The following is a 25,500-nucleotide window of genomic DNA, read 5'->3' as shown; positions in this document are numbered from 1 at the left end:
GTGCGCCCGTCCCACCCCAGGGGGCGGGCGTACCGATGTCGGCAGAGCACGGGCGACAGAGCGGGCGCCGGGCGAGTTCGCCCGGCGCCCGTTGGCGTACCTGTGGGGTCAGCGGCGGCCGACGGTGAGCACCGGCTTGGTGACCTCGGCGAAGAAGTCGTTGCCCTTGTCGTCGACCACGATGAAGGCGGGGAAGTCCTCCACCTCGATCTTCCAGACCGCCTCCATGCCCAGCTCCGCGTATTCGAGCACCTCGACGTGCTTGATGCAGTCCTGGGCGAGGCGGGCCGCGGGGCCGCCGATCGAGCCGAGGTAGAAGCCGCCGTGCTGCTGGCAGGAGCGGGTCACCTGACCCGACCGGTTGCCCTTGGCCAGCATCACCTGGGAGCCGCCGGCGGCCTGGAACTTCTCCACGTAGGCGTCCATCCGGCCGGCGGTGGTCGGGCCGAACGAGCCGGACGCGTAACCCTCGGGGGTCTTCGCCGGGCCGGCGTAGTAGACCGCGTGGTCACGCAGGTACTGCGGCATCGGCTCACCGGCGTCCAACCGCTCGGCGATCTTGGCGTGCGCGATGTCCCGGGCGACCACGAGCGGCCCGGAGAGCGAGAGGCGCGTCTTCACCGGGTACTTCGACAGCTCGGCGCGGATCTCGTCCATCGGTCGGTTCAGGTCGACCCGGACCACCAGCTCGGCGTCGAGCGAATCGTCGGTGACGTCGGGCAGGAACCGCGCCGGGTCGGTTTCGAGCCGCTCCAGCCACACGCCCGACGGGGTGATCTTCGCGACGGCCTGGCGGTCCGCAGAGCAGGAGACGGCGATCGCCACCGGGCAGGACGCACCGTGCCGGGGCAACCGCACCACCCGTACGTCGTGGCAGAAGTACCGCCCACCGAACTGCGCGCCGATGCCGAAGTTGCGGGTCAGCTCCAGCACCTCCGCCTCCAGCTCCAGGTCGCGGAAGCCGTGCGCGCTCATCGAACCGGCGGTCGGCAGCGCGTCAAGATACTTGGCGCTGGCGTACTTCGCGGTCTTCAGCGCGTACTCGGCGGAGGTGCCGCCGATGACGATGGCCAGGTGGTACGGCGGGCAGGCGGCGGTGCCGATCAGCCGCAGCTTCTCCTCCAGGAACTGCATCATCCGGGTTGGATTGAGCAGCGCCTTCGTCTCCTGGTAGAGGTACGACTTGTTTGCCGAGCCACCGCCCTTGGCCATGAAGAGGAACTTGTACGCGTCGGGGTGCCCGTCCGGGTCCTCGGCGTACAGGTCCACCTGGGCGGGCAGGTTGCTGCCGGTGTTCCGCTCGTCCCACATGGTCAACGGGGCGAGCTGGGAGTAGCGCAGATTGAGCTTGGTGTACGCCTGGTAGACGCCCCGGGAGATGGCCTCCGCGTCGGCACCGTCGGTCAGCACGTGCCGACCGCGTTTGCCCATCACGATGGCGGTGCCGGTGTCCTGGCACATTGGCAGGACACCGCCGGCGGCGATGTTGGCGTTGCGCAGCAGGTCCAGCGCGACGAACCGGTCGTTCGGCGAGGCGGCCGGGTCGTCGATGATCGCCCGGAGCTGCGCCAGGTGCGCGGGGCGCAGGAAGTGCGCGATGTCGTGCATCGCCTCGGCGGTCAGCGCGGTGAGCGCGGCCGGCTCCACGGTGAGGAACCGACGGCCTCCCGGGCCGTGTACGACGTCCACGCCCTCGTCGGTGACCAGGCGATAGTCCGTCTGGTCGGGGCCGGTCGGCAGCAGAGGGGCGTACGAGAATGCGGCGGCACTGCTCATGAGCGGCAAGCCTAGGGCAGACCGGTCGATCACTCCCACCCGCCGGGCGGGTCCTGGGACGCCGCTCTCATCCAGCGGGCGTGCCGGGCCCGGCCGCCGTCCGGATCATCGGGCGAACCCACCCGCTCAGCCGTCCTTGCCGCCGCCGGGGTCGGGGCAGAGTTCCCCCTTCGGCCCGCAGTCGCCGTCGTTCGGCCCGCCCGGGCCGGGGCCGCCCGGCCCGGGATTCCCACCGTCGCTGGGGGGTCGGGTGGGCGAGCTTCCGGACGCGCCGAAGCGGACGTACCCGATCTCCCGCCCCTCACCGATGATCATGCCCTGCGACCCGACGGCGAGGGCGTTCGCCGAGGTGCGCAGGACGGCCAACTCTCGGCCGGTGCGCGGATCCAGCGCCGCCAGCCGGGACGGCTTCTCGTCGGCCACCACCGCCGCGTACGGGGTGAGCGCGGCCCCGGCCTTGCCGCTGGCCTGTCGCGTCCAGAGCACCTTCTCGGTGCCCAGCTCACGGGCGATGACCGAGCGTTTGTCGGCGGCCCGGAACACCGCCGAACGGTCGTCCACCGCGATCAACTTTGTGCCCGGCTCACCGACCCAGAGCAGCCGGCCGTCGTACCCGTCGATGACCGCCTCGCGGCCGTCCGGGGCGACGCCGATCAGCACGTTCCGCGCACCCTGCGGGTCCTCGCGTTGCACGCAGCCGGCGGAGTCGGCGGTACGCAGGTTGATGCCGGCCCGCTGCCAGGCCTCCTGCCCGGTCGCCGAGTCCCGGGCGGAGATGGCGAAGTAACAGGTGCCGTCCTGGGATCGGGCAGCGATCCGCAGCAGCCGACCGCCCACCACGGAGAGCCGCTCCTCCCGGCCGGGCTCGACGTTCTGCAGCACCCGGCCGGTGGCGGTGTCGACCACGTGGACCCGACCGTCGACCGGGAAGCCGAGCAGCGGTGGCGCGGCCTCCGCCCCGACCACGCCGTCGTCGATCCGGGTGGCGGTGAGCCGGCGGGTGCCGCGCAGGCCGGGATTATCGGCGAGCAGGCCGCTGTGGACCCCGGGCAGGAAGGCCGTCCAGAGCGGTGCCGTGCCACGCGGGTCCCAGGCGCTCAGGGTGCAGTCGGTGGCGTCCGTGCACCTGGCGTCGAGGAGCAGGTTGCGGTACGTCCAGACGGCTACCGCGTCGTCGTCACGCCGCCGGGTCACCCCGGTCGTCGGGTCGAGCAGTTCGTACCCCTTGACCAGGAGCTTGCCCACGGCCACGACCGGGTCCCGGTCGCCGCCGGCGACCGCCGCCCAGTCGGCCTTGCGCTCCCAGAGCTGGGCGCCGGTGGCCAGGCTGCGAGCCTCGACCCGGGTGCGCTGCTCGACCACGACGGCGTCGCCGGCGATGGTCACGCTGCGCGGAGTGCCGCCGACCCGTTGCTGCCAGACCACGTCGGGCTCGGAGATGGGTTCGCTGCGGTCCACCCAGTCCCACAGGCCGGGGAACGGATTCCACACGCCGGTGGCGGCGAGCGCGACGACCACGGCGAGGCCGAGCAGCAGCCCACCACGCACGCTCCCCTTCGCCACCCGCACACCGTAGCCACGATCACGGATCTTCCGTACGCCCGCGCCGCCGTGTCGCCGCGCTTTCTGCGCTCGGAGGTGTTACAGCACTCTTCCCTCGGCCCGAACAGCGCTTCGCACCAGCGGAAGCGTGCGGTAGGGAATCTGCTCGGCCAACGCGATGATCGTCGAGGCGCGGGTGATGCCGGCGGACGAGACGATCTGGTCGATGACCCGTTGCAGGTCGGTGTTGGAACGGGCCACGATCCGGCAGAGCAGGTCGCTGGAGCCGGTGATGGTGTGCGCCTCCAACACCTCGGGGATGGCGGCGAGGTGAGCGGTGACCGGGTCGTGGCCGTGCCGCTGACTGATCTCCAGGGTGACGAAGCTGGTCACCCCGAACCCGATGGCGGCCGGCGCGATCTCGGGGCCGAAGCCCTCGATGACCCGCCGCTCGACGAGCTTGTCCAGCCTCGCCTGCACGGTGCCCCGGGCCACCCCGAGCCGCCGGGAGCACTCCAGCACCCCGATCCGCGGCTCCTCGGCGAGCAGTTCGATCAAGCGCACGTCGAGCGCGTCGAGCTGTACATTCTGCTCACCATTCATGAGTGAACACCATACCGAATGCGCAACCTGACCAGCATTTCTGCCAACAGTTGCCCACTCGATGCCGGGGCAGCGATCCTCGCCACAAGAACCGACCACGGCGGCCCACAAGGCCGGCCGGTACGCGAGGGAGCCCACCATGACCCAGGCGATCGACCGACCCCAGTCGACCGAGGACGTCGACGTCGACCGGCTCGTCGGCGCTGTCGACCACGACATCAGCCACGACCCGTTCCCGGTCCGGGGCCTCGACCACGTGCACTTCCTGGTCGGCAACGCCAAGCAGGCCGCCCACTACTACTCCACCGCCTTCGGCATGACCTGCGTGGCGTACCGCGGCCCCGAGCAGGGCTACCGGGACCACGCCCAGTACGTGCTGACCAGCGGCTCGGCCCGGTTCGTGCTGACCGGCGCGGTGCGCCCGGACGCCGACGGCGCCGAGCACGTGGCCCGGCACAGCGACGGGATCAGCGACATCGCGCTGGAGGTCCCGAACGTGGACACCGCGTACGCGCACGCCATCGCGCAGGGCGCCGCCAGCGTCGTCGAGCCGCACGAGGTGACCGACGAGCACGGCACCGTCCGGATGGCCGCCATCGCCGCGTACGGCGACACCCGGCACACGCTGGTCGACCGGTCCCGCTACAGCGGCCCGTTCCTGCCCGGCTTCGTGGCCCGGGGCCCGATCGTGGACCGGCAGCCGATGATCGACGCCGGCATCCAGCCGAAGCGCTTCTTCCAGGCCGTCGACCACGTGGTCGGCAACGTGGAGCTGGGCCGGATGGACGAGTGGGTCGAGTTCTACAAGCGGGTCATGGGCTTCTCCAACATGGCGGAGTTCGTCGGCGACGACATCGCCACCGACTACTCGGCGCTGATGAGCAAGGTCGTGGCGAACGGCACCCGCAAGGTGAAGTTCCCGCTCAACGAGCCGGCGATCGCCCGCAAGAAGTCCCAGATCGACGAGTACCTGGAGTTCTACCAGGGCCCGGGCGCGCAGCACATCGCCGTCGCCACCAACGACATCCTTGCCAGCGTCGACGCGATGCGCGCTGCCGGTCTGGAGTTCCTGGACACCCCGGACTCGTACTACGACGACCCGGAGCTGCGCGAGCGGATCGGCAAGGTGCGGGTGCCGATCGAGGAGCTGAAGGCCCGCAAGATCCTGGTCGACCGGGACGAGGACGGCTACCTGCTGCAGATCTTCACCAAGCCGGTGCAGGACCGTCCCACTGTCTTCTTCGAGCTGATCGAGCGGCACGGCTCGCTGGGCTTCGGCAAGGGCAACTTCAAGGCGCTCTTCCAGGCTATCGAGCGGGAGCAGGAAGCCCGCGGCAACCTGTAACACTTGCGAGCGTGACGCAACCTCCGTCGTACCCGACGCCGCCGGCCGGTGGGCCCCGACCCACCGCCGGCGGCTTCGCGCCGCAGCCCGGCCCACACCCCCACGGGTACGCCGCGCCGCCGCAGTACGCCCCACCCGGGTACGCCCCACCGCAGTGGCATGCTGGCCCACCCGGCCCGCTGCCCCCGCAGCTGAGCCCGAGTGGTCAGCCGCTGGCCAGCTTCACCGACCGGCTGCTGGCCTGGCTGATCGACACGGCGCTGGCGAGCGCGGTGTCGCTTGCGTTGTTCAGCCCGTTCTTCCTCATCCTCTGGTGGCGGATGTTCACCGAGATGACGCAGACCAACCCCGACGGGACTTTCGTGGAACCCGAGCCGGGCACCTTCTTCGTCGATTTCTTCCTGCCGATCCTGCTGCTCCAGCTCGGGCTCCTCGTCCTGATGCTCGGGTTCTACTGGCTTTACCACGTGGAGTACCTCAAGCGCGGCGGTCAGACGCTCGGCAAGAAGGTGATGAAGCTGCGTGTGGTGCCGTTCGATCCGACCCACACCCTGGACCGGCGGATGGCTGGCCGGCGATGGCTCGTGCAGTACCTGGCGGCTTCACTGGTACCCGGGATCAGCTACGCCGACGGGTTCTGGCAGCTCTGGGACAAGCCGTGGCAGCAGTGCCTCCATGACAAGTTCGCTGCGACGGTCGTCGTTAAGGTGTCTTCGTGAGCGTTCAACCTGGCTGGTATGTCGACCCCGCCGACACTGAGACCCGACGGTACTGGGACGGCGAGGGCTGGCTGGGTGCGCCCATTCCTGTCGACGCCACCCCTCCGGACGGCCCACCGCCGCCCGAGCCACCGCCCGCGCCGGTCACCCCGGCCGCGCCCGCGGCGTCGACGACCCCCGACTCGGCGACTGGCGCGCCGGGCTGGTCGCCCCAGCAGGGCCCACCCCCTGGGTACGGCCCGCAACCGGGACACGGCCCGGGCTGGGGACCACAGGCCGGCCCTCCCGGCTGGGGTCCGCAGGGCGGTCCGCCGGGCTGGACCCCGCCGGGTGCCCCTCCCGGCTGGGCGCCACCGGCCGGTCACCCCGGCTGGCCCGGACGACCGCTGGAGCCGCGACCGCACGGCCTCAGGCTGGCCGGCTACGGCCGCAGGTTGGTCGCCCGGCTGATCGACTTCGGCCTCGTCTTCGCACTGAACGTGGTTGTCAACGGCTGGTTCGTCTGGCGCTGGGCGCAGGAGTGGGCGCCGTACTGGCAGGAGGTCTTCCGGCGCGCGTCGCGCGGCGACACCTCCGCCGACGGCCTGCCGATCCCCAGTGAGCAGGCCAATTCCCTGCTGGTGGCGATCCTGCTGATCGCCACCGCGCTCTGGCTGGCGTACGAGGTGCCGACAATGGCCTCCGGCGGGCAGACCGTCGGCAAGCGGGTGATGCGGATCCGGGCGGTGCCGATGGCCGCCGACCAGCCGCTGGGCGTCCGCCGGGCGCTGAGCCGGTGGAGCACGCTGGGCCTGCCGACTCTGCTCTGGTACTGCGCCGGGCTCGGCCTGGTGCTGCAACTCGTCGACGCTCTCTCCCCCCTCTTCGACCACCCCCTGCGCCAGGCGCTGCACGACAAGCGCGCGCAGACGGTGGTCGTCGAAGTCCCCCACCAGACCGAAACCGCCCCCTCGAACGACCGTAACCAGCCCCCGGGAGACACCCCATGACCGACTCCGGACGTCACCAGCCGGCGCTGCGGCTGACCCGCGTCGACCTGGACGCACTGCCCAGCTACGTGCCGGGGCGCAGCCCCGCCGACCTGGCCCGGGAGTTGGGCCTGCCGGAGGCCATCAAGCTGGCCAGCAACGAGGTGCCGTACGGGCCACTGCCCGGCGTTGTGGAGGCGGTCACCGAGGCGATCACCACCTCGCACCGCTACCCGGACATGGGTGTGGTCGCGCTGCGGGACGCGCTGGCCCAGCGGTACGGGGTGGACGCCGATCGGATCGCCACCGGCTGCGGTTCGGTGGCGCTGGCCGAGCACCTCGTGCGTGCCACCTGCCTGCCCGGCGACGAGGCGCTCTACTCGTGGCGGTCCTTCGAGGCGTACCCGATCATCGTGGCGACCAGCGGCGCGACCAGCGTGCGGGTGCCCAACGACGCCGGGCACGGGCACGACCTGGCGGCGATGGCCGCGGCGGTGACCGACCGGACCCGGGTGATCTTCGTCTGCAACCCGAACAACCCCACGGGTACGGCGGTGCGCCGGGCCGAGCTGGACCGGTTCCTCGACGCGGTGCCGGACGACGTGCTGGTGGTGATCGACGAGGCGTACCGGGAGTTCGTCACCGACACGGAGGTGCCGGACGGTCTCGACTACCTGGACCGGCCGAACGTGGCGGTGTTGCGCACGCTGTCGAAGGCGTGGGGGCTCGCCGGGCTGCGGATGGGCTGGCTGGTTGCCCAGCCGGTGGTGGCGGCCGCCATCCGTAAGGTGGCGACCCCGTTCTCCAGCAGCACGGCAGCTCAGGCCGGGGCGCTCGCCGCGCTGACCCAGGTGGCGGAGATGGAGCGCCGCTGCGCCCTGGTCGTCGCCGAGCGGGACCGGGTCACCGAGGCGCTGCGCAAGTTCGTGCCCGAGGTGCCGACCAGCCAGGCCAACTTCGTCTGGCTGCCGCTGGGCGAGCGGGCGGTGGCGTTCGGCAAGGCGTGCGAGGCGCGCGGGGTGATCGTGCGGCCGTTCGCCGGGGACGGGGTCCGGGTCACCATCGGCACCCCGGCCGAGAACGACGCGTTCCTGGCGGCTGCGGAGGCGGCGCTGACCTGAGCACTGATGGATCACCTGTGACCAAGTAGTGACGGCTGCGGTCTTTGTCCGGTTTTATGCCTGATTTGCCCTATCTTTCGAAGTAGCCAGACGTGCCGAGGATCGCGTCGGCTCACTTCGAGAACGGGGTAAAACACAGTGCGTACTGCCAAGATCTGTCTTGCCGGGGCGGCCGCCGCGGCGATGGTGGGCTTCCTCGCGGCACCGGCCGCCGCCGCCCCCACGGATGACACGACGGCCACCTTCGAGGTGCTCGCCGGCACCCTCGACATCGTCGCGCCGGCCACCGCCGACCTCGGTGACGGTGCCCCCGGTAGCGTCATCACCGGCCAACTCGGCGTCGTGACGGTCACCGACTCCCGAGGTTCCGCTGACGCCTCCTGGGTCGCCTCGGTGACCGCGAGCGTCTTCCAGACCGGCGGCGGCTCACCACCCGAGACGGTCCTTCCGTCTGAGATCGACTACTGGTCCGGCCCGGCGACGGCGACCACCGGTGACGGCACCTTCACGCCGGGGCAGGCCACCGCCGGCGACGCCGACCCGCTGGACAGCGTCACCCCGCTCACCGCGTTCACCCACGCCGGCGGCACCGGCGGCAACACCGCCGCCTGGAACCCCACCCTGGACGTCAACGTCCCGCTGGACAGCATCGCGGGCGTCTACACCGGCACGGTGACACATTCGGTGGCGTAGCCCCCGGGGGCGGTCGACCATCGCGGTCGCGCTCGCCCTGTTCTGCCTCGCCGGTCCGGGTCTGTCGACCCGGGCCGGCGCGGTCGAACCGGAGGCGGGATCGGACGACGGCACCATCGGGATCCGGTTGCTGGAAGCCCCGACCGAGCGCCGCACCGACCCCAGGGCGCTGCGCTACATCGTCGACCACCTACCGCCGGGCGCCACCATCAAGCGACAACTGCTGATCGTCAACCGCACCGACCAGACCCGTCGGGTCGACGTGTACCCGGCAGCCGCAACCCTGGAGGGTGGGGCGTTCCGCTTCGGCGAGGGGCGCGCCGAGAACGAGCTGACCTCCTGGGTCAGCCTCGACGAGCGCTCCGTGGAGCTGGGACCGCGGGGCGAGGCTCGGGTCCAGGCGACCATCGCGGTGCCGCCGCCCGCCTCCCGCGGCGAGCGGTACGGGGTGGTCTGGGCGTCCACCGCGTCAACTCCCCGGGCCGGCGGCGAGATCACTCAGGTCCACCGGGTCGGGGTCCGGATATACCTTGATATCGGCCCCGGCGGCGAACCCGCCTCCGACTTCTCGATCGGCGAGGTACGCCCGGCCCGCAGCCCCGAGGGCGAACCGTCGCTGACCGTCCAGGTCACCAACACCGGAGGCCGTGCCATCGACCTGACCGGCGCGGTCAGCCTGAGCGATGGTCCGGCCGGCAGCCGGGCCGGCCCGTTTCCGGTCGGTCAGGGCGTCACACTGGCGCCGGGCGCGTCCGGGCAGGTCATCGCCCGATTCCCGGTCACGCTGCCGAACGGCCCCTGGAAGGCAGAGGTGAACCTGGAGAGCGGCCTGGTGAAGCGGAGCCTCACCGCGCAGATCACGTTCCCAGACGCTGGTCAGGTCGGGAAACGGGGCAGTGTCGTCTCCCGGATCTTCTCCGGGTGGACTGCGGCGGCGGCCGTCGCGGGCCTGCTGCTGGTGGTCGGCCTCGCCATCCTGGGCCGTCGTTCCCGCCGGTCCGGTCGACCTCCCGCCGGCCGCCCGAGGGAGCGCACCCCGGCCGGGCATTGATTCGGGCGGGGCAGTCCGACCGCCGGCTCGGGCCGGGCCCGTCAGTCCGGCCGGCTCCGGCCGGGCCCGTCAGCTCAGCCGGCGGCGGCGGACGGCGAACCACCCGGCGACGATCAGGGCTGCGCCCAGCATCGCGAGAAGCAGCGCCGACCCGCCCGACCCGGTGACCGGCAACTCACCGCCGTGACTGGGTGTGGGTTGGGGCGGTGCCGTCGGTGTGGACGTGGGCGGCGGCTGAGTCGGGGTCGGCGTCGCCGGGAGGATCTCGAACGTCACGCCGCCCGCCGACGGCTCGGCCCGGACGGCGCCGAACCCGCGCGCCGGGGCAGGGTCCGCGGCGGCCAGCACCGGCGACACCGCCAACGTCAGGCTCGCGGCGGCGGCGAGTGCGCCGCCCACGAGGTAGTTGGCTGCCGTCCTGGCCATGCGCCGACCCCTTCCACCGGAAACCTGAACCATGAAAAACGTACCCTTTTGCGACAAAGGGATTGGAATGGTTCGGCGTTCCGCTGTCGAAGACGCCACGATCAGGTGGCGGCCAGGATCACCGCCTCGCCGGTGTAGTAGTAGCGCCGGTCGTCGCCAGTCGGGTCGACCGGCTTGCGGAGCCGCTCGACCGCGACGAACCCGTCCTCGGCCGTCACCGCCCCCGGCGCCCAGCCGGTCCCGTCCGAGCCGACGTTGAGCGCGAAGCGGGACAACTGCCGCCCGGTCACCGGATCCAGCGTCACCAGGTCGTTCGTCTCGGTCAGCAGGTGCACCCGGCCAGGTTGCCCGGCCAGCACCCGGGCCGAGCCCAGGCCCGTGGACCGCCACAACTCGGTGCCCGTACGCGCCGATCGACCCACCACGACGCCGTCGAGCACGGCGACGGACTGCTCACCCACCAGCGCGGCGCCGGCCGGGTCCAACGCGGGGGCGGCGACCGGCGAGCCTGCAGTCAACAACCAACCCCGACCGCCCTCGTCACCCGGCCCGGCGGTCCGCAGCCCCAGACAGCCCGACCCGCCGGTACGACAGCCGAGCGGCGTCACCACAAACCCGTCAGGGCCGCCCGGCGGTCGCCAACGCTCCCGTACCTCGCCCGTCGCCGCGTCCCGGAACTCGACAGTGGCCGGCCCGGCGCAGGTGTCCAGACCGATCAACTGCCCGGTGGCGCTGGTGCCGACATCGCTGCGGCACCTGCCGGGCAGCTCGACCCGCCACAACTCCCGGCCGCCGCTCAGCTCGACCCCACGCGCCTGGGCATCCCCGGTCACCACCAGCACGATCCGCCCGTCGGGAAGGTCGGTGAGCTGGAGCCCTGGCGCATCCCAGACGGTCGCCGCCCAGGTACGACGCACCGGTGCCGTGCTCTCGACCGGCTCCGGGCCGTCGGTTCGCCAGAGCACCGCGCCGGTCCGGGCGTCGAGCGCGACGAGCTTCCCGTCGGACCAGCGGCTGACGACAGTGCTGCCGCTGGCCACCACCCCGGTCAGCTCCGCCGGCCACCGCCGGTACGACCAGTACGGGCTGGTCCGGTACCGGCCGTCGACCGGCCGGTCGGCATAGACCTGGCGATGTGCGGCGTACACCCGCAGTCTCCCGTCGACGATCAACGGGGCGACCGGCAACCGACCGATCACTCCGGCAGCCGGTCGGGCCGGGGCCGGATAATCTGCCCGCGCCACAGTGCTCACCTCTGCCGGTGCGAGGACCCGGTGGACGATGACCACGACGGCCGCCGTCGCGAGCAGCGCCGCGACCACGATCGCGAGCCGTCGCCGGCCTCTCGGGAACCCCATGCCGCACCTCCGCCCGGCACCCTACCCAGCGGAGGGGGCCGGACCCCGTTCAGGTCACGGCGAGGGCTGCCCGCTTGGCGCTCAGGCGGCTTCGACGGAGCCGGTGGCACCGGCCGCGACGGCGAGGTCGGCGAGATCACGCCAGAGCGCCGCCTCGACCGCCCGTGCGGCCAGCCCGCCGAGCAGCAGCGCCACCACCCGACCGTACGGGGCGGTCGGCACCGCCTCGTGAGTGACGGTGACCGCCGTGCAACCCCGACGGCGGCGGCGGACCGGCCGCAGGCTCCAGGTGATCCGGTAGTCCGCGCCGGTGCCGGACGAACACAGCACCAGTCGCTGCGGTGCGAGCACCTCGACCACCAGGAACTCCTCGGTCAGCGTGCCGCCGCCCGGCTGGACCCGTTCCTCGCGCCAGGAGGTGCCCGGCCCGAACGAACCCGGGGTGAGCACCTCGATCGGGCCGGCTGCGGTCATCCGGGCCGCGCGGCCCGGCAGGTCTGTCAGCAGACGCCAGACGTCGACAGCGTGCGCCTCGATGATCCCGGTAATCGCCACCGTCGACATGCCACCCTCCCGTGTCCCCGACGGTACGCGGAGTGAGGGCCGGACGGGGCCCCCGGAGCGGAATTTCCGCCACCCGGGAGCCACGCTGTCCGATTGGGCGGTCGCTTCGGCACCGGTCGTCGTCGACCGGCGCCGAAGCGCCGGTCAGCGCTCGAAGCGGCCGGCCCGAATCGCGCCGATGAACGCTGTCCACCCCGGCGGGCTGACCGCGAGTGTGGGACCGGCCTGGTCCTTGGAGTCGCGGACTCCGACCAGACCATGGACGTCGACCAGGTTGTCCGCCACTTCCACGCAGAGCCCCTGGTCGTTTGAGCGGCTGCTGGTACGCCAGACCGCGCCCGCAAGATCGTGCATCGTCGTTACCTCCGTGTGCGTCGGGATTGCCCCACCGCTGTGGCCGGGCAGAGCCCGGCTCGGATTGCGCGGTGTAGCAACGGAATCCGGACGATCAACGGATCAACCAGGGCCGGTGATCGCACAGCCGGTGCGATCACGGGTCCCGTGCACGAGACGGATGGCGGGTGCCCGCTCAGCGGGCCGGACGAACCGTGCCGGATACCTCACCGAGGGCGATGGTGGTGCCGTCCGGGCCGGGCGCGGTGGCCGTGATGGTCACCGTGTCGCCGTCGCTGAGGAAGGTACGGCTCTCGCCGCCCACAGTGACCGGCTCGGCCCCGCCCCAGGTCAGTTCCAGGAAGGAGCCGACCTGTCCTCGGTCCGGGCCGGAGACGGTGCCCGAGGCGTACAGGTCACCGGTCCGCAGCGAAGCCCCGTTCACGGTGAGGTGCGCCAACTGCTGGGCGGGGGTCCAGTACATGGTGGCGAACGGAGGCTCGCTGACCTGGTCGCCGTTCCACTCGACCGCCAGGCGCAGGTCAAGGCCCAGGTGCGGCACGTCCCGCAGGTAGTCCACCACCGGCGGGTCCTGGTCGGGGGCCGGCACAAAGGCGTCGGCGAGGGCGTCCAGCGGCGTCACCCAGGCCGAGACCGAGGTGGCGAACGACTTGCCGAGGAACGGGCCGAGCGGCTGATACTCCCAGGCCTGGATGTCCCGGGCCGACCAGTCGTTGACCAGCACCACCCCGAAGACGTGCTCGGCGAAGTCGTCCACGGACACCCGATCGCCCAACGCGCTGGGTACGCCCACCACGAAGCCCACCTCGGCCTCGATGTCGAGGCGTACCGATGGGCCGGTGACCGGGCCCTCGGCGGAGGCCCGCTGCCCGGTCGGCCGGGTCACCGGCGTGCCGGAGACGACCACGGTGCCGGCCCGCCCGTGGTAGCCAATCGGCAGGTGTTTCCAGTTGGGCAGCAGCGGCGGCTGGCCGGGGCGGAAGATCTGCCCGACGTTCGACGCATGGTGAACGGATGAGTAGAAGTCGACGTAGTCGGCCACCTCGACGGGGAGCAGCAGCTCCACCTCGTCGAGGGGCACCAGCAGTGGCTCCACCGCGTCCCGGTGCGCCGGGTCGGTCAGCAGCTCGCTGATCCGCTGCCGTACCGCCGTCCACTGCGGACGACCCAGGGCCATGAAGTCGTTGAGCACGGGCCGGCACAGCGTGCCGGCGGCCAGCACCAGCTCGGCGACCTCGGCCGCCGCGAGGTCGAAGACCCAGGACCCGATCCGTACGCCGATCCGCGACGGACCCCCGTTCTGCCGGAACACCCCGTACGGCAGGTTCGTCACCCCGTACGGCGAACCGTCGGCGCCGGTCACCCAGGTCATGCGTCGTAGCCCCCGTTCACCAGCCCAAGCCGGATCAGATCGGTCAGTGGTTCCAGGATGCTGCACGAGCCGAAGCCCACCCACAGGGGACGAGGCCCGTCCAGCCGCGCAGTCGTGCGCTCCACCAGGGGGCGCGGGTCGACCACGGTCAGCAGCTCGGCGACGGAGCGCACACCGTCACCGTCGGCGGCGGCCAGGGTCGCGGCCAGCACGTTGGCGTAGCCGTGGTGAGTGAACCCGGTCTCCGGGTCCAGGTGTCGGATCGCCTGGTGCAGCCCGGCGGTGAGCTTGAACGGCAGGCCCCGGTCCCGGCAGGCGCAGATCACAGTGGCCAGTTCGGTCGGGGTGGGGAAGAGTTCGGCGGCCAGGCCGCCGGTGCGGAACTTGGCAGCGATCGGCACCCCGCCGGCCCGCGCGGCGACGAGCGCGTCCAGTGCGCCCATCAGCCCGAAGGTCAGCGGCAGCTCGGCGTAGATGGCCTCCACGCCCGGTAGCGCGTCGGTCAGCCGCAGCAACTCGGCGACGCCGGGCAGCGGGTCCTCGCCGCGCTTGGCGACCGCCACCTCGATCTGACGCGCGGTGACGCCGTCGGGGGCGAGAAACGACAGCGCGAACGGCAGGTTCCCGATCCCGGTGTCACCGATCACGCCGACCACCAGGCCCTCACCCGGGTCGACGAGACCGCTCAGCTCACCGGCGGCCACGTCCGAGGCGGGGATCAGCAGCGGGCCGACCAGGTCGGCGTACCAGGCGGAACGGTGTTGGCGGTGGGCGACCAGGGCGTCGTGCAGCACTGCGCTGCCCGGCGGGAAGACGGCGGCGTCGTCCACCAGGCCGTGGAGGAGTGCTGGCACCTGCGTTGACACGGAACAAGAATGTACGGGACGCTACGAGGAACGGACAACAGTGTCCGACTATCGGACGCCTTCGGCCGGTGAACGGGACATATCGGGAGGCGAGATGCCGTACTACCGCAGCGTCGGCGAGGTGCCGCTCAAGCGCCACACCCAGTTCCGGCAGCCCGACGGCAGTCTCTACGCCGAGGAGCTGATGGGCCAGGAGGGCTTCTCCTCCGACTCGTCCCTGCTCTACCACCGGCACGCGCCCACCGCGATCCTGGCCGCCGACGAGTTCACCCCGCCCGCGTTCACCCGGGCACCGAACCTGCCGCTCAAGCCCCGCCACCTGCGCACCCACGAACTGGGCACCGGCGGTTCCGACCCCATCCTCGGCCGGCAGTACCTGCTCGCCAACGACGACGTACGGATCGGTTACGTCCTCGCCGACCGACCCTCACCGCTGTTCCGCGACGCCACCGGCGACCACTGCCTCTACGTCGAGTCGGGCAACCTGCGGGTCGAGTCCCCGTTCGGGGTGCTGGACGCGGTCGCCGGCGACTACGTCGTCATCCCCACCTCGACCATCCACCGGCTGGTGCCCACCGGCGACCAGCCCGTCCGGTTGCTCGCCGTCGAGGCGTCCGGGCACATCGGCCCACCCAAGCGCTACCTCTCCGTACGCGGCCAGTTCCTGGAGCACTCGCCGTACTGCGAGCGGGACGTCCGCGGTCCCGACGCCCCGCTGCTCGTCGACGGCGAGGAGGTCGAGGTGCTGGTGCGGCACCGGCGCGGCTGGACCCGCTACGTCTACGCCCAGCACCCGTTCGACGTGGTCGGCTGGGACGGGCACCTCTACCCGTGGGCGTTCTCCATCCACGACTTCGAGCCGATCACCGGCCGCATCCACCAGCCCCCGCCGGTGCACCAGACCTTCCAGGGGCCCAACTTCGTCATCTGCTCGTTCGTGCCGCGCAAGGTGGACTACCACCCGCAGTCGATCCCGGTGCCGTACAACCACCACAACGTCGACTCCGACGAGATGCTCTTCTACACCGGGGGCAACTACGAGGCGCGGCGCGGCTCCGGCATCGAGCAGGGCTCGATCTCCCTGCACCCGTCCGGTTTCACCCACGGCCCCCAGCCGGGGGCGGCCGAGCGTTCCATCGGCGCGGACTACTTCGACGAGCTGGCCGTCATGGTCGACACCTTCCGCCCGCTGGATCTCTGCGACGCCGCCAGCTCCTGCGAAGACGAGGCCTACGCCTGGACCTGGGCGCGTCGCGGCTAGCGGATGGCGGTTCTGGTGAATACCGCGAACTCGGCTACCGCCGTGGTGGCGATGGCCAGCACCAGGGGCCACGGGGAGCCGACCATGGCGTACACCAGCAGCAGCAGCGGCGCGGCGGCCACAGCGTAGACGGCCAGGGCCATCGCCCGGTCCGAGTGCAGCAGGGCGGGCAGGACGGTTCGGGTCAGCCCGGGCAGCCGGGCCGCGAGCTGCCAGACGATGATCCCGCCGGTCAGGGCGGCGAGCACCGCCAGGACGCGGGAGAACCCGTCACCCGCCGACGCCGCGAACGCGACAAGCACCGCCGCCACCAACGACCAGCCCGCGCCGTAGAGCACCAGGCGGTGCAGCCCGTACGCGAGGGTTCGGCGCGAGTCGATCCGGCTCGGGCTGACCGTCACCGCCTCGGCGACGTGCTCCAACGCCTCCGACCAGCGGCGCTGCTCCAGCCGCATGACACCCACGTCGTGGCCGGCCTCGCCGATCCGCGGGTCGAGCCGCAGCGCCTCCCGGTAGGCCCGCTCGGCCAGGTCGAACAGGTCCAAGCGGGCGGCGACCAGGCTGAGCACCAGGTGCGCCTGCGGCTCCTGCGGGGCCAACTCGACACCGCGCCAGGCCGCGTTCAGCGCCGGCTGACCGTTGCGGGCGCCGGCCAGGATCGCCGCGGCGCTCCGCTGGGCGTACGCGTCGGCCGGGCCGAGGGTGAGGATCCGATCGGCGGTGGCCGCCGACTCGCCGTAGCGCTCCAGGTCGGCCAGGGCCATGCCCCTGGCGACCAGCGGCGGCAGGGCCTCCGGTGCGGCGGCCACGGCCGTGTCGGCGGCGGTGAGCGCCTCGGCCGGGCGGGCGGCGGCCAGGTGCACCCGGGCCAGCATGGTGAGCGCGTCGACGTCATCCGGTTGGAGGGCCAACCCGTAGGCCAACTCCCCGGCCGCCTCGTCGTAGCGGCCGAGTTCGGCGAGGAGTTGGGCCCGCTGGACGTAGCCGTCGGCGGCGGACTGGTCGGGGGCGGGGTCGCTGGACATCGCGGCGAGCTTAGGCGGCCGGCGCGTCGTACACCAGGGCCACAGCGACCCCGGCCAAGCCTTCTTCACGGCCGGCGAAGCCGAGCCCGTCGGTGGTCGCCGCCGAGACGGTGACCGGGGCGCCGACAGCAGCGGAGAGGACCTCCTGCGCCTCCGCGCGGCGGCGGCCGATCTTGGGGCGGTTGCCGATGACCTGCACGGACACGTTGCCGATCTCCAGGCCGGCGGCGCGCACCCGACGGGCGGTCTCGGTCAGCAGAGTCACCCCGGACGCACCGGCCCACTCCGGCTGGCCCACCCCGAAGGCGGAACCGAGATCACCGAGACCGGCGGCGGAGAGCAGCGCGTTGCAGGCGGCGTGCGCTGCCACGTCGGCGTCCGAGTGCCCGGCGAGGCCGTCCTGGTCGGGCCAGAGCAGCCCGGCCACCCAGCAGGGCCGACCCGGCTCGAACGCGTGCACGTCGGTGCCGATGGCCACCCGGGGAACGATCATGATCAGAGGGTACGCGTCAACCGGCTGCGGCAAGCAGATGCTCGGCCAGAGCCAGGTCGAACGGTCGGGTGATTTTGAGTGCGTACTCCGAGCCGGGCACGCAGCTCACCGCGACGCCCTGCTTCTCGACCAGCCCGGCGTCGTCGGTGAGGGAGTCACCGGCGGCGGCGTGGGCGGCGCTGAGCACGGCCCGACGGAAACCCTGCGGGGTCTGCACCGCACGCAGGGCGGAACGGTCGACGGTGCCGAGCACCACCTCGTCGGCGTCGACTTCCTTGATCGTGTCGACGACCGGCAGGACCGGGATCACCGCGTCACGCCCGCCACGCACCGCCGCCGCGACGGATTCGACCAGCTCAGATGGGGTGAGCGCTCGGGCGGCATCGTGCACCAGGACGATCGTCGGGCCGGCGGGCACCGCGGCCAGCGCGGCGGCCACCGACGCCTGCCGTTCGGCACCGCCGGGCACCACTAGCACCGGGGCGACCGGGGCCAACAACTCGCGGACGGCCTGCACCTCGGTGGCCGGCGCGGCCACCACGATGGTGTGCACCGACGGTGCGGCGGCCAGTCGACGCACGGCGTGCACCAACAGCGGCTCACCGGCGAGCAGGCGCAGCGCCTTGGGTCGGCCGGGGCCGAGTCGTACGCCGGCACCCGCCGCAGGCACGAGGACCGCGACGTCACCGCGCGGATTGAGCTGCGCGGTCACGTCGCGGTCCTCGGTGGTTTCTTCACTACGAAGTGGGTACGACGATGCTGTGCGGACTAGGCCTCGGTGAGGACCTTGTCGAGCAGCGTCTCCGCCTCATCCTTGGTGCTCTTCTCGGCCAGCGCGACCTCGCCGACGAGAATGTCGCGGGCCTTGGCGAGCATCCGCTTCTCGCCCGCAGAGAGGCCCCGCTCCCGCTCCCGGCGCCACAGGTCACGCACGACCTCGGCGACCTTCAGCGGGTTGCCGGAAGCCAGCTTTTCCAGATTGGCCTTGTAACGCCGCGACCAGTTGGTCGGCTCCTCGGTGTGCGGAGCCCGCAGAACGTCGAAGACCTTCCCGAGGCCCTCTTCGCCGACCACCTCGCGGACGCCCACGATCTCGGCGTTCTCGGCCGGCACCCGGACCGTCAGGTCACCCTGCGCGACCCTCAGGACGAGGTATTGCTTAGGCTCGCCCTTGATGACCCGAGTCTCGATTGCCTCGATGAGTGCGGCCCCGTGGTGGGGGTAAACAACGGTCTCGCCGACACTGAAAACCATAGGTTCGAAACCCCTTTCGCTGTGTCTAGGGTAACACGCTCAGGCACCGATGTCTCACCGATGTCCTGACCGTTGGCGCAGCTCAGGGGCCCTGTGAGAGGTCTTGCTTCAGCTTGACAGGCGGTCAAACCGATGGTTCGAACACGCTCCGTAACGCGCAAATGACTGCCCGGTACGGGTGAACAGAACGTCGAGATCAAGGGCTATGCGCTCCTCCCATGGTAGCCCGGCCAGCAGGACCGCGCCCAGATGTAGCGGGAGGAGCCCCTGGTGCGGGACCCTGGAGACCGAGCCGCACTCCGCTCTCGAGACGCTTCCAGGAGGTCCGATGGGCAAGCCGGACGCAGAGGGTCACGGGCCAGCCGACGGCCTGCCCGGCCTACCGCCCGAATGGGGCCGCGTGGTGGTTCCCGACGACGCCTCCGCGCTGGCCGCCGAGGCCGCTCAGGTCCGCCGTGAGCTGCGCCGGGCCAGTGACCTCCCGGGCGGTCACCGGGCCCTGAGTCTGCCGCTGGCGGTCCTGCTGGTGGCGGTCCTCACCACGCTGGCCGGCCTGCTGGTGGTCACCTGGCCCCGCGCCAACCGCGGTGCCGACCGGCCCACTCCGGCCCCCTACGCGCCACCCGCGACCCTCGTCGGCCGGCCGCTGCCCGCACTGGACCTGGTCGACGCGGACGACGCACCCGTGCCACTGCGCGGCCTGCTACCCGCCATGATCATTCTGTTGGACGGCTGCCCCTGCCCGGACCGGGTCACCGACGCCCTGGCGGTCGCGCCCGCCGGCGTCTCCGTGGTCACCGTCACCGGCGGGCGGACGGCCCCAGCCGGGCCCACGATCGAGCGGCAGCCTCGCGCCCTGGCCGACCCCGCCGGAGGCCTGCGTTCGTTCCTGGGCCAGCCGGCCCGCCCCGGCACCGCGACAGCCCTGCTGGTCGACCGGGCCGGCACGGTGACCCGGGTGCTACCCGACCTGGGCACGATCGAGTCCTACCGGAGCGACCTGAGCGCCCTTGCCGCCTGAGCGGCCCTGCTAGCGAGGGGGCAGGGCGACGAGCTGCGCCTCGATGTCGATGGGCCGGTCGACGGCCGACAGCGACACCTGGAACGGCCCGCCACCGGGCAGCACCTCGGCATTGGCGATCATGCCGTCGCAGTCGATGCGCGGCCGGCCGACGATTCCGGCCCCGGTGCTCGTCACGACCATCGTGCCCGGGCGCGTGCACCGGTACTGGAGCAGGTAGCGCGCACCGTGGTTGCCGGCCTGCCGGGTCACTTCCTGGCCAGGGGCGAGGCCCCGCTGCTCCCGCCAGATCGTCTCCTGGAACGGGGGCAGGTCACCCCCGGAGAAGAGCACCCCGGGGTCGCCCTCGATGTCGGTGATCGAGCCCGTCGCCGGGTCGACCACGGCCAGCGGGCCGCGTCGCACCCGGAGGACCTCGCCGGTGTTCGGGTCCATCCGCACCGTCAACCGCTCATCGGGCTCCTCAGCCGCGAGGAGACGTTCCAGCGGGGTGCTGACGCTCGGCCCGACGGATGGCACCGCCGCCGCCGAAGGGACAGCCGTCCCTGCCGTCGACGTGGGCGCGGCGGCACGCCACCACCAGCCGCCGACGACCAGGACGGCCACCGCCGCGCCGAACAGCACCACCGAGCGCAGCCGGTCGTCCGCCGTCGCATCCACCCCGTGAGCGTACCGGCCGGAGCCTCAGTCCTGTCGATCGAGCAGGGCGGCGTACAGGGTGAGGCCGGGGCCGAAGGCCAGCATGACGATGCGCCGAGCCGCCGGTGTCGCCCGACCCAACCGGTCCAGGATCAGCAACACGGTCGGCGACGAGCAGTTGCCGTGCTCGTCCAGCGTCGCCCGGGACGCCGCCAGCCCCAGCGGGGGCAGCGCCAACTCCCGCTCCACCACGTTGAGGATCCGCGGCCCGCCCGGGTGCACCGCCCAACCGTCCACCTCGGAGCTGGTGACGCCGTGCCGGGCCAACAGATCGTCGACCAGCCCTCGAACGTGCCTCGACAGCACCTGCGGCACCTTGGGCGACAACCCCATCCGGAACCCGGCGTCGGTGACGTCCCAGGTCATGTGGTCGGCGGTCGAGGTGTCGGTGACGGCGGTGACCTCGCGCACCGCGTACCCCGAGCCGCCCGGCACGACCACGGCGGCGACCGCGGCGTCCGAGAAGAGCGCGTGGGAGACGATCTGCTGGGTGTCCACCCGGGCGCTGGACGGCTGGATGTGCAGGCTGGTCAGCTCCGCGCAGAGCAGCAGCGCCGGTCGCCCCCGCGCGGTGACGAAGTCACTCGCCGCGCCGAGCCCCGGCAACGCCGCGTAACAGCCCATGTGGCCGATGAACATCCGCTGGGTGTCCGCGGCCATGCCCAGGTCCCGGGCGAGCAGGATGTCCAGCCCCGGGGTGGCGTACCCGGTGCAGGAGCAGACGATGAACAGCCCGATGTCGCCGGCGCTCAGCCCGGCGGCAGTCAACGCCCTACCCACCGCCTCCTTGCCCAGCGGCAGCGCCTCCACCTGGTAGCGGCGCATCCGACGCTCGGTCGGCCAGTCCGAGACGTCCTCCAGCAGCGGATTGACAGCGGCCTGCCGCCGGGTCACCCCCGAGTTGGCGAAGATTCGCTGGGCCAACGACCGGGTGGTGCCGGAGAAGTGCCGGGAGAAGAAACCCTCCCACAACTCGTCCTGCGAAGCGGACGGCGGCTGCGCTGTCCCGAGCCCCGCGATCACTGGTACGAACACGATCCCCACCTCTCGTCAGATGCTGTCCTCCCCCTGGCCGTCCCACCAGCCACCTCGGCTGGTCGTTCCTCCGTGCGAGCCCGGTGCGGCGGGCTCACCAACGCGGTGCCGATCCGTCACGATCCGGGTCGCCGCCCAGCGCGGCGATGCCGAGCCAGTCGGCGCAGACGTCCGACGTGGCCGGGTGCAGCGAGCCGCAGCGGGCGTCGCGGTAGAGCCGCTCCAGCGGATGTCCACGGCGGGTCGCCGAGGTGCCCGCCGCCTCCAGCACCGACGCCGCCACCTCGGCGGCAGTGGTGCCGGCGAGCAGCTTCGCCCGCCACACCCAACGGTTGGTCTCCTCGTCACCGGGCGCCTCGTCCACCCGGCGGGCCGCCTCGGCCACCACCAACTGCGCGGCGGCCGTCGCCGCGTCCGCCCGACCCAGCCGGGCCCGCACCGCCGGCAGACCGGACAGGTTGCGGGCGTTGAGGTGCTCGGCCGCCGCGTCGATCGCCGCACGGGCGACCCCCACGTAGACGGCCGCGTAGCTGGCCACCAACCAGTGCGGCATCAACTGGGCGACCACCAGCGCGAGCCCCTCCACCCCACCGAGCAGCCGATCGGCGGGCACTGTGACGTCCAGGTGCAGGTCGTGGGAGGAGGTGGCGCGCATGCCGAGCGAGTCCCAGGTCGGCTCCACTGTCAGCCCGTCGCCGGCCGGCACCAGGAACTGTGAGACCACCGACTGGTCGGCCGAGCTGCGCGCCGCCACCAGGTAACCGTCCGCGTGCCCGGCGCCGGAGCAGAACGTCTTGCTGCCCTTGAGATGCCAGCCCCCGTCGGTCGGCTCGTACGCCGTGGTCAGCTGGGACAGCCGCGCGCCCGCGCCACGCTCGCTCATCGCGACCGCGTACCAGGAGCCCTGCGCCGCCGCGCTGAGCAGCCGGTCGCGGGCGGCCAGCGCCTCGTCGGGTACGCCAAGCGCCTCGGCCAACTCCTCGGTGACCGCGCCCAGCGCGCCGGTCACGGAGGCGTGCATGTTGAACACCAGGGCTGTCGCACCGTTGCCCCGGGCAAGCTCAGTGGCCACCGCTGCGTACTCGGCGAAGGTGGCGCCCAGACCGCCGAGCGCCCGGGGCACCATCAGCCCGAACAGGCCGGCCTCGCGCAGGTCGGCGAAGTCGTCCACGGGGAAGGAACCGTCCCGGTCGTGCTCGGCCGCCCGCGCGGCGAACCGCGGCGCCAACCGGCGTGCTGCCTCAAGCGCGTGCACCGTCATCTCGTTCCTCCTCGGCGTTCCATACCCCGCCACGGCCCGACTATCCTTTGCGGACCCCCCGGCCCTGGTACAGCACGGCGGTGGACCGGGTCGGCACGATGCGCGGGGCGCGGCCGGCGGGCACCGCACCGGCCGTTCGGCTCGCGCGGACGCGGCGCAGCAGCCAGGCGAGCATGCCGCCGAACTGCGGACGGATGCCCCGCAGGCTCAGATCGACACCGTGTCGGGCACACTCGGCGACCAGCGCCCGGGAGTCCACGAACAACCGCGGATCGTGGATGCCTCGGGGCACCGTCGGCAGCCGCTCGGCGATCCGGACCGCGACGAGCCGGGCCAGCGCCGTGTCGTTGAGGGTGTCCAGCACCAGCACGCCACCCGGGCGCAGCAGCCGACACGCCTCGGCCACGGCGCGCGGCCAGGCCGGCACGTGCTCCAGCAACTCACCCGCCGAGACCACGTCGGCGCAGCCGTCGGGCAGCGGCACCGCTGTGGCATCACCCTGGACCACCCGCACCCCGTGCTCGGCCGCCTGGACGAGCGCCGAGCGGGTCAGATCCACCCCGACGTGGCGGTAGCCCTTGCCGGCGAGGTGCGGCGCGAGCAGGCCGGCGCCGCAACCCAGATCGACAAGCACCGCGCCCGGACGGGTGGCCGGCGGCACCAGCGCGGCCCGGGCCTCGGCCAGCCAGTGCAGCATCGCGAACGCTCCATCCGGCCGCCACCACTCACCGGCCAGATCGTCGTACTGACGCGGATCGTTTCGCGGCAGCACCCTCGGACCGGTGGGCGCCCCGGCCGCAGCCACGTCTCGCATGGAACCGAGCGTGGCACGACTGCTCGGTAACGACCAGACTTCCGTTATGTCGTCGAGGGTGTTAGGGCTGGTCAGAGCAAGCCATCCGGAACCGGCCGCGGCGGTGACCACGGTGGCCGGTCTGCTGGCCTGGGGAGTGGGCCACCGGCCGGCCGGAATCGTCTCGGTGGTGCTCGCCGTGCTGGCCAGCCAGCTCGCCGTCGGCTGGACCAACGACGCGCTGGACGCCGAGCGGGACGCCACTGTGGGGCGTACCGACAAACCGGTCGCCAGTGGCGCGGTCGGTCGACGCGTCACGGCCTGGGCCGCCGCGGCGGCCGCGGTGGCCTGCCCGCTGCTGGCGCTGACCACGAACCCGGTGGCGGCGTTCTGGCTGACGCTCGCCCTGGTCTCCGCCCTGCTCTACGACTGGCCGCTCAAGGCCACCGCGTTCTCGGTGCTGCCCTACGCCGTGTCGTTCGGCGCGTTGCCCGCCTTCGTGGTGCTGGCGCTGCCCGGTCAGCCGGCCCCGCCGGTCTGGCTGGTGGCGGCGGCAGCCTGTCTGGGCGCCGGCGCGCACTTCGCCAACGTGCTGCCCGACCTGGCCGACGACGCCCGCACCGGCGTGCGCGGCCTGCCCCACCGGCTGGGCGCCGCCGGCAGCCGGGTGGCCGCGGCGGGTCTCCTCCTCGCGGCGACCGCGACACTGGTCCTCGGACCACCCGGGCCGCCGTCGGCGGTCGGCTGGGCGGCGGTCGGCACGGCCGCCGTGGTGCCGCCGCTGAGCTGGTACGCCGGGCGCTCGGCGATCCGGGCCGGCCGGCGGCCGGTGGCGGCCTTCCGGGCGGTGATGCTGGTGGCCCTCATCGACGTGGTTCTGCTGGTGGCGAGCGGTCGGGTGGTGTGAACGCCACCCGGGCAGGTGGCATTGCCGGGTCCGCGTGCGGGCCTCGATCAGTCCCAACTACCCTGGAGCGCGGTCTGCGCGGGTATGGCCACCGTGCCCGGCGTACGGCCCGGGTGGGATTGTGACGAGGAGGACCGACGTGACGCGCTCGATCAGGGGATCCCGGCGGGCGGCCCTGTTGCTGTCCGGGATTGCGGCGGCCAGTCTGCTGGCTTCCGGATGCGGCACCGGTCAGATCGCCGAGACCGCGTTGAAGGAGCCGTCGGTCCAGGGCGTCAGCCTCACCACCAGCAACGGTTCCTTCTCGGTGCGGGGCCTGCTCGTGGACTTCCCGGGCACCGAGGGTTACCAGGCCGGGCAGGACGCGGGGCTCGGCGCTGTGATCTACAACGACTCCAAGGAGACGGTGACTGTCACCGTCACCACGGAGAGCGCCCGCGAGGTGGTGATCAGCGGCGGCTCGGCGAGCCCGTCGCCGTCCGCCTCGGAGTCCGCCTCCATGAGCCCGTCGCCGTCCGGTTCGGCCAGCCCGTCGAACTCGACGTCCGGCTCGCCGAGCCCGTCGGTGACGCCCTCCGAGACCGGATCGTCGTCGGCCACCCCGTCCGCCCCGGAGTCGGCGCGGGCGTCCGGTTCGGCCAGCCCCTCCGCCCCGGGCCAGCCGGCCCGGATCGAGCTGGCGCCGCTGAGCTACATCCAGTTCAACTCCGAGGCCACCACGCAGCTCCGGCTGATCGGCCTGACCGAGGCGCTGCGCTCCGGCCAGAACGTCGTCGTGACCTTCGACTTCGGCAACGGCAACACGGTCACCGGGCAGGCGCCGGTCGCGGTTCCGCTCACCCCGGCGGCCCCTCCGTCGCCGATCATCGAGCGCGAGGGTGGCTACGAGGGCAACGAGGGCGGCACCACCCACGAGTGACCCGACCCGCACATCGACAAACGCCCCGGCGTGGTGACCACCACGCCGGGGTGTTTTCGTCGTACGGGAGGGCT

General features: G+C 72.4%; 27 protein-coding genes. 10 read left to right on the top strand and 17 right to left on the bottom strand.

The window, feature by feature from the left end; genetic code table 11:
* Positions 1–108 precede the first annotated feature (108 nt).
* The 3 genes from PSH03_RS23730 to PSH03_RS23720 all read right to left on the bottom strand — a co-directional run bounded on the left by PSH03_RS23730 (position 109) and on the right by PSH03_RS23720 (position 3,921).
* Positions 109–1,776: a fumarate hydratase gene (locus PSH03_RS23730; RefSeq protein ID WP_091403108.1), complete on the bottom strand. Its 1,668-nt coding sequence runs from the start codon at positions 1,774–1,776 to the stop codon at positions 109–111.
* 126 nt (positions 1,777–1,902) lie between these two features.
* A complete protein-coding gene (locus tag PSH03_RS23725) occupies positions 1,903–3,345 on the bottom strand; it encodes an outer membrane protein assembly factor BamB family protein (protein ID WP_372494847.1) in 1,443 nt (480 codons plus the stop codon).
* A 72-nt stretch (positions 3,346–3,417) separates the two neighbouring features.
* A complete protein-coding gene (locus PSH03_RS23720) occupies positions 3,418–3,921 on the bottom strand; it encodes an Lrp/AsnC family transcriptional regulator (protein WP_091403110.1) in 504 nt (167 codons plus the stop codon).
* Between the two features lie 139 nt (positions 3,922–4,060).
* Between PSH03_RS23720 and hppD the strand changes: the two genes are divergently transcribed.
* The 6 genes from hppD (at position 4,061) to PSH03_RS23690 (ending at position 9,818) form a co-directional block, all read left to right on the top strand.
* Positions 4,061–5,266, top strand: a complete 1,206-nt coding sequence (hppD, locus tag PSH03_RS23715; protein WP_210780854.1) for a 4-hydroxyphenylpyruvate dioxygenase — start codon at positions 4,061–4,063, stop codon at positions 5,264–5,266.
* An 11-nt stretch (positions 5,267–5,277) separates the two neighbouring features.
* Entirely contained in the window at positions 5,278–5,985 is a 708-nt protein-coding gene (locus PSH03_RS23710; RefSeq protein ID WP_238690452.1) for an RDD family protein, read from the top strand.
* Positions 5,982–6,974 carry an RDD family protein gene (locus PSH03_RS23705; RefSeq protein ID WP_238690451.1) on the top strand — a complete coding sequence of 331 codons (993 nt, stop codon included), beginning with the start codon at positions 5,982–5,984 and terminating at the stop codon, positions 6,972–6,974. Before PSH03_RS23710 ends, PSH03_RS23705 begins: the two co-directional genes overlap by 4 nt.
* A complete protein-coding gene (gene hisC, locus PSH03_RS23700; protein WP_238690450.1) occupies positions 6,971–8,074 on the top strand; it encodes a histidinol-phosphate transaminase in 1,104 nt (367 codons plus the stop codon). Before PSH03_RS23705 ends, hisC begins: the two co-directional genes overlap by 4 nt.
* A gap of 138 nt (positions 8,075–8,212) precedes the next feature.
* Positions 8,213–8,767 carry a hypothetical protein gene (locus tag PSH03_RS23695; protein ID WP_238690449.1) on the top strand — a complete coding sequence of 185 codons (555 nt, stop codon included), beginning with the start codon at positions 8,213–8,215 and terminating at the stop codon, positions 8,765–8,767.
* 127 nt (positions 8,768–8,894) lie between these two features.
* Complete coding sequence (locus PSH03_RS23690; protein WP_238690448.1) at positions 8,895–9,818, top strand: DUF916 domain-containing protein; 924 nt, start codon at positions 8,895–8,897, stop codon at positions 9,816–9,818.
* Positions 9,819–9,887: 69 nt separating this feature from the next.
* Here the strand turns inward: PSH03_RS23690 and PSH03_RS23685 are convergent, their stop codons facing one another.
* From PSH03_RS23685 to PSH03_RS23660, 6 genes are all read right to left on the bottom strand, one after another.
* A complete protein-coding gene (locus PSH03_RS23685) occupies positions 9,888–10,244 on the bottom strand; it encodes an LPXTG cell wall anchor domain-containing protein (protein ID WP_238690447.1) in 357 nt (118 codons plus the stop codon).
* A gap of 101 nt (positions 10,245–10,345) precedes the next feature.
* Positions 10,346–11,602: an outer membrane protein assembly factor BamB family protein gene (locus PSH03_RS23680; protein ID WP_238690446.1), complete on the bottom strand. Its 1,257-nt coding sequence runs from the start codon at positions 11,600–11,602 to the stop codon at positions 10,346–10,348.
* Between the two features lie 81 nt (positions 11,603–11,683).
* Positions 11,684–12,166, bottom strand: a complete 483-nt coding sequence (locus tag PSH03_RS23675; protein WP_210780847.1) for an SRPBCC family protein — start codon at positions 12,164–12,166, stop codon at positions 11,684–11,686.
* 144 nt (positions 12,167–12,310) lie between these two features.
* On the bottom strand, positions 12,311–12,520 hold the full coding sequence (locus PSH03_RS23670) for a DUF397 domain-containing protein (RefSeq protein ID WP_030327888.1): 210 nt from the start codon (positions 12,518–12,520) through the stop codon (positions 12,311–12,313).
* Positions 12,521–12,695: 175 nt separating this feature from the next.
* Positions 12,696–13,892, bottom strand: coding sequence for a fumarylacetoacetase (gene fahA, locus PSH03_RS23665; RefSeq protein WP_238690445.1), 1,197 nt, complete (start codon positions 13,890–13,892; stop codon positions 12,696–12,698).
* Positions 13,889–14,758: a hypothetical protein gene (locus tag PSH03_RS23660; RefSeq protein WP_238690444.1), complete on the bottom strand. Its 870-nt coding sequence runs from the start codon at positions 14,756–14,758 to the stop codon at positions 13,889–13,891. Before PSH03_RS23660 ends, fahA begins: the two co-directional genes overlap by 4 nt.
* 94 nt (positions 14,759–14,852) lie before the next feature.
* Here PSH03_RS23660 and PSH03_RS23655 point away from each other — a divergent pair, with 94 nt between their 5' ends.
* Entirely contained in the window at positions 14,853–16,019 is a 1,167-nt protein-coding gene (locus PSH03_RS23655; protein ID WP_238690443.1) for a homogentisate 1,2-dioxygenase, read from the top strand.
* Here PSH03_RS23655 and PSH03_RS23650 read toward each other — a convergent pair.
* The 4 genes from PSH03_RS23650 to PSH03_RS23635 are packed head-to-tail and all read right to left on the bottom strand — an operon-like array spanning position 16,016 to position 18,791.
* On the bottom strand, positions 16,016–17,044 hold the full coding sequence (locus PSH03_RS23650; protein WP_238690442.1) for a tetratricopeptide repeat protein: 1,029 nt from the start codon (positions 17,042–17,044) through the stop codon (positions 16,016–16,018). The genes PSH03_RS23655 and PSH03_RS23650 overlap by 4 nt on opposite strands.
* 10 nt (positions 17,045–17,054) lie before the next feature.
* Positions 17,055–17,540 (bottom strand): 2-C-methyl-D-erythritol 2,4-cyclodiphosphate synthase, encoded by a 486-nt coding sequence (ispF, locus tag PSH03_RS23645; RefSeq protein WP_238690466.1) that lies wholly within the window; start codon positions 17,538–17,540, stop codon positions 17,055–17,057.
* A 13-nt stretch (positions 17,541–17,553) separates the two neighbouring features.
* Positions 17,554–18,249 carry a 2-C-methyl-D-erythritol 4-phosphate cytidylyltransferase gene (gene ispD / locus PSH03_RS23640; RefSeq protein WP_238690441.1) on the bottom strand — a complete coding sequence of 232 codons (696 nt, stop codon included), beginning with the start codon at positions 18,247–18,249 and terminating at the stop codon, positions 17,554–17,556.
* 56 nt (positions 18,250–18,305) lie between these two features.
* Positions 18,306–18,791, bottom strand: coding sequence for a CarD family transcriptional regulator (locus tag PSH03_RS23635; protein ID WP_007073334.1), 486 nt, complete (start codon positions 18,789–18,791; stop codon positions 18,306–18,308).
* A gap of 328 nt (positions 18,792–19,119) precedes the next feature.
* Between PSH03_RS23635 and PSH03_RS23630 the strand changes: the two genes are divergently transcribed.
* Positions 19,120–19,812, top strand: coding sequence for a hypothetical protein (locus tag PSH03_RS23630; RefSeq protein ID WP_238690440.1), 693 nt, complete (start codon positions 19,120–19,122; stop codon positions 19,810–19,812).
* 9 nt (positions 19,813–19,821) lie between these two features.
* Here the strand turns inward: PSH03_RS23630 and PSH03_RS23625 are convergent, their stop codons facing one another.
* From PSH03_RS23625 to PSH03_RS23610, 4 genes are all read right to left on the bottom strand, one after another.
* Positions 19,822–20,472 carry a hypothetical protein gene (locus tag PSH03_RS23625; RefSeq protein ID WP_238690439.1) on the bottom strand — a complete coding sequence of 217 codons (651 nt, stop codon included), beginning with the start codon at positions 20,470–20,472 and terminating at the stop codon, positions 19,822–19,824.
* Between the two features lie 24 nt (positions 20,473–20,496).
* Positions 20,497–21,555, bottom strand: coding sequence for a type III polyketide synthase (locus tag PSH03_RS23620; RefSeq protein WP_372494846.1), 1,059 nt, complete (start codon positions 21,553–21,555; stop codon positions 20,497–20,499).
* A gap of 85 nt (positions 21,556–21,640) precedes the next feature.
* Entirely contained in the window at positions 21,641–22,807 is a 1,167-nt protein-coding gene (locus PSH03_RS23615; protein WP_210780838.1) for an acyl-CoA dehydrogenase family protein, read from the bottom strand.
* Between the two features lie 40 nt (positions 22,808–22,847).
* Positions 22,848–23,621, bottom strand: coding sequence for a class I SAM-dependent methyltransferase (locus PSH03_RS23610; RefSeq protein WP_210780837.1), 774 nt, complete (start codon positions 23,619–23,621; stop codon positions 22,848–22,850).
* A 46-nt stretch (positions 23,622–23,667) separates the two neighbouring features.
* Between PSH03_RS23610 and PSH03_RS23605 the strand changes: the two genes are divergently transcribed.
* A complete protein-coding gene (locus PSH03_RS23605; RefSeq protein ID WP_372494851.1) occupies positions 23,668–24,507 on the top strand; it encodes a UbiA family prenyltransferase in 840 nt (279 codons plus the stop codon).
* Positions 24,508–24,646: 139 nt separating this feature from the next.
* Positions 24,647–25,426 (top strand): hypothetical protein, encoded by a 780-nt coding sequence (locus tag PSH03_RS23600; protein ID WP_238690437.1) that lies wholly within the window; start codon positions 24,647–24,649, stop codon positions 25,424–25,426.
* The last annotated feature ends 74 nt before the right edge of the window (positions 25,427–25,500 follow it).

It is taken from the genome of Micromonospora salmantinae (genome assembly GCF_022230905.1).
In the GTDB taxonomy this organism is placed as follows: Bacteria; Actinomycetota; Actinomycetes; order Mycobacteriales; family Micromonosporaceae; genus Micromonospora; species Micromonospora salmantinae.
Note: the sequence above shows the minus strand (reverse complement) of the source record. Positions and strands in the feature narration are given on the sequence as shown.

Coding starts and splice junctions, on each gene's coding strand:
- PSH03_RS23730 (WP_091403108.1), bottom strand. CDS start 1,776: ATGAGCAGTGCCGCCGCATTCTCGTACGCCCCTCTGCTGCCGACCGGC.
- PSH03_RS23720 (WP_091403110.1), bottom strand. CDS start 3,921: ATGAATGGTGAGCAGAATGTACAGCTCGACGCGCTCGACGTGCGCTTG.
- hppD (WP_210780854.1), top strand. CDS start 4,061: ATGACCCAGGCGATCGACCGACCCCAGTCGACCGAGGACGTCGACGTC.
- hisC (WP_238690450.1), top strand. CDS start 6,971: ATGACCGACTCCGGACGTCACCAGCCGGCGCTGCGGCTGACCCGCGTC.
- PSH03_RS23685 (WP_238690447.1), bottom strand. CDS start 10,244: ATGGCCAGGACGGCAGCCAACTACCTCGTGGGCGGCGCACTCGCCGCC.
- PSH03_RS23680 (WP_238690446.1), bottom strand. CDS start 11,602: ATGGGGTTCCCGAGAGGCCGGCGACGGCTCGCGATCGTGGTCGCGGCG.
- PSH03_RS23675 (WP_210780847.1), bottom strand. CDS start 12,166: ATGTCGACGGTGGCGATTACCGGGATCATCGAGGCGCACGCTGTCGAC.
- PSH03_RS23670 (WP_030327888.1), bottom strand. CDS start 12,520: ATGCACGATCTTGCGGGCGCGGTCTGGCGTACCAGCAGCCGCTCAAAC.
- fahA (WP_238690445.1), bottom strand. CDS start 13,892: ATGACCTGGGTGACCGGCGCCGACGGTTCGCCGTACGGGGTGACGAAC.
- PSH03_RS23655 (WP_238690443.1), top strand. CDS start 14,853: ATGCCGTACTACCGCAGCGTCGGCGAGGTGCCGCTCAAGCGCCACACC.
- PSH03_RS23650 (WP_238690442.1), bottom strand. CDS start 17,044: ATGTCCAGCGACCCCGCCCCCGACCAGTCCGCCGCCGACGGCTACGTC.
- PSH03_RS23635 (WP_007073334.1), bottom strand. CDS start 18,791: ATGGTTTTCAGTGTCGGCGAGACCGTTGTTTACCCCCACCACGGGGCC.
- PSH03_RS23630 (WP_238690440.1), top strand. CDS start 19,120: ATGGGCAAGCCGGACGCAGAGGGTCACGGGCCAGCCGACGGCCTGCCC.
- PSH03_RS23615 (WP_210780838.1), bottom strand. CDS start 22,807: ATGACGGTGCACGCGCTTGAGGCAGCACGCCGGTTGGCGCCGCGGTTC.
- PSH03_RS23610 (WP_210780837.1), bottom strand. CDS start 23,621: ATGCGAGACGTGGCTGCGGCCGGGGCGCCCACCGGTCCGAGGGTGCTG.
- PSH03_RS23605 (WP_372494851.1), top strand. CDS start 23,668: ATGTCGTCGAGGGTGTTAGGGCTGGTCAGAGCAAGCCATCCGGAACCG.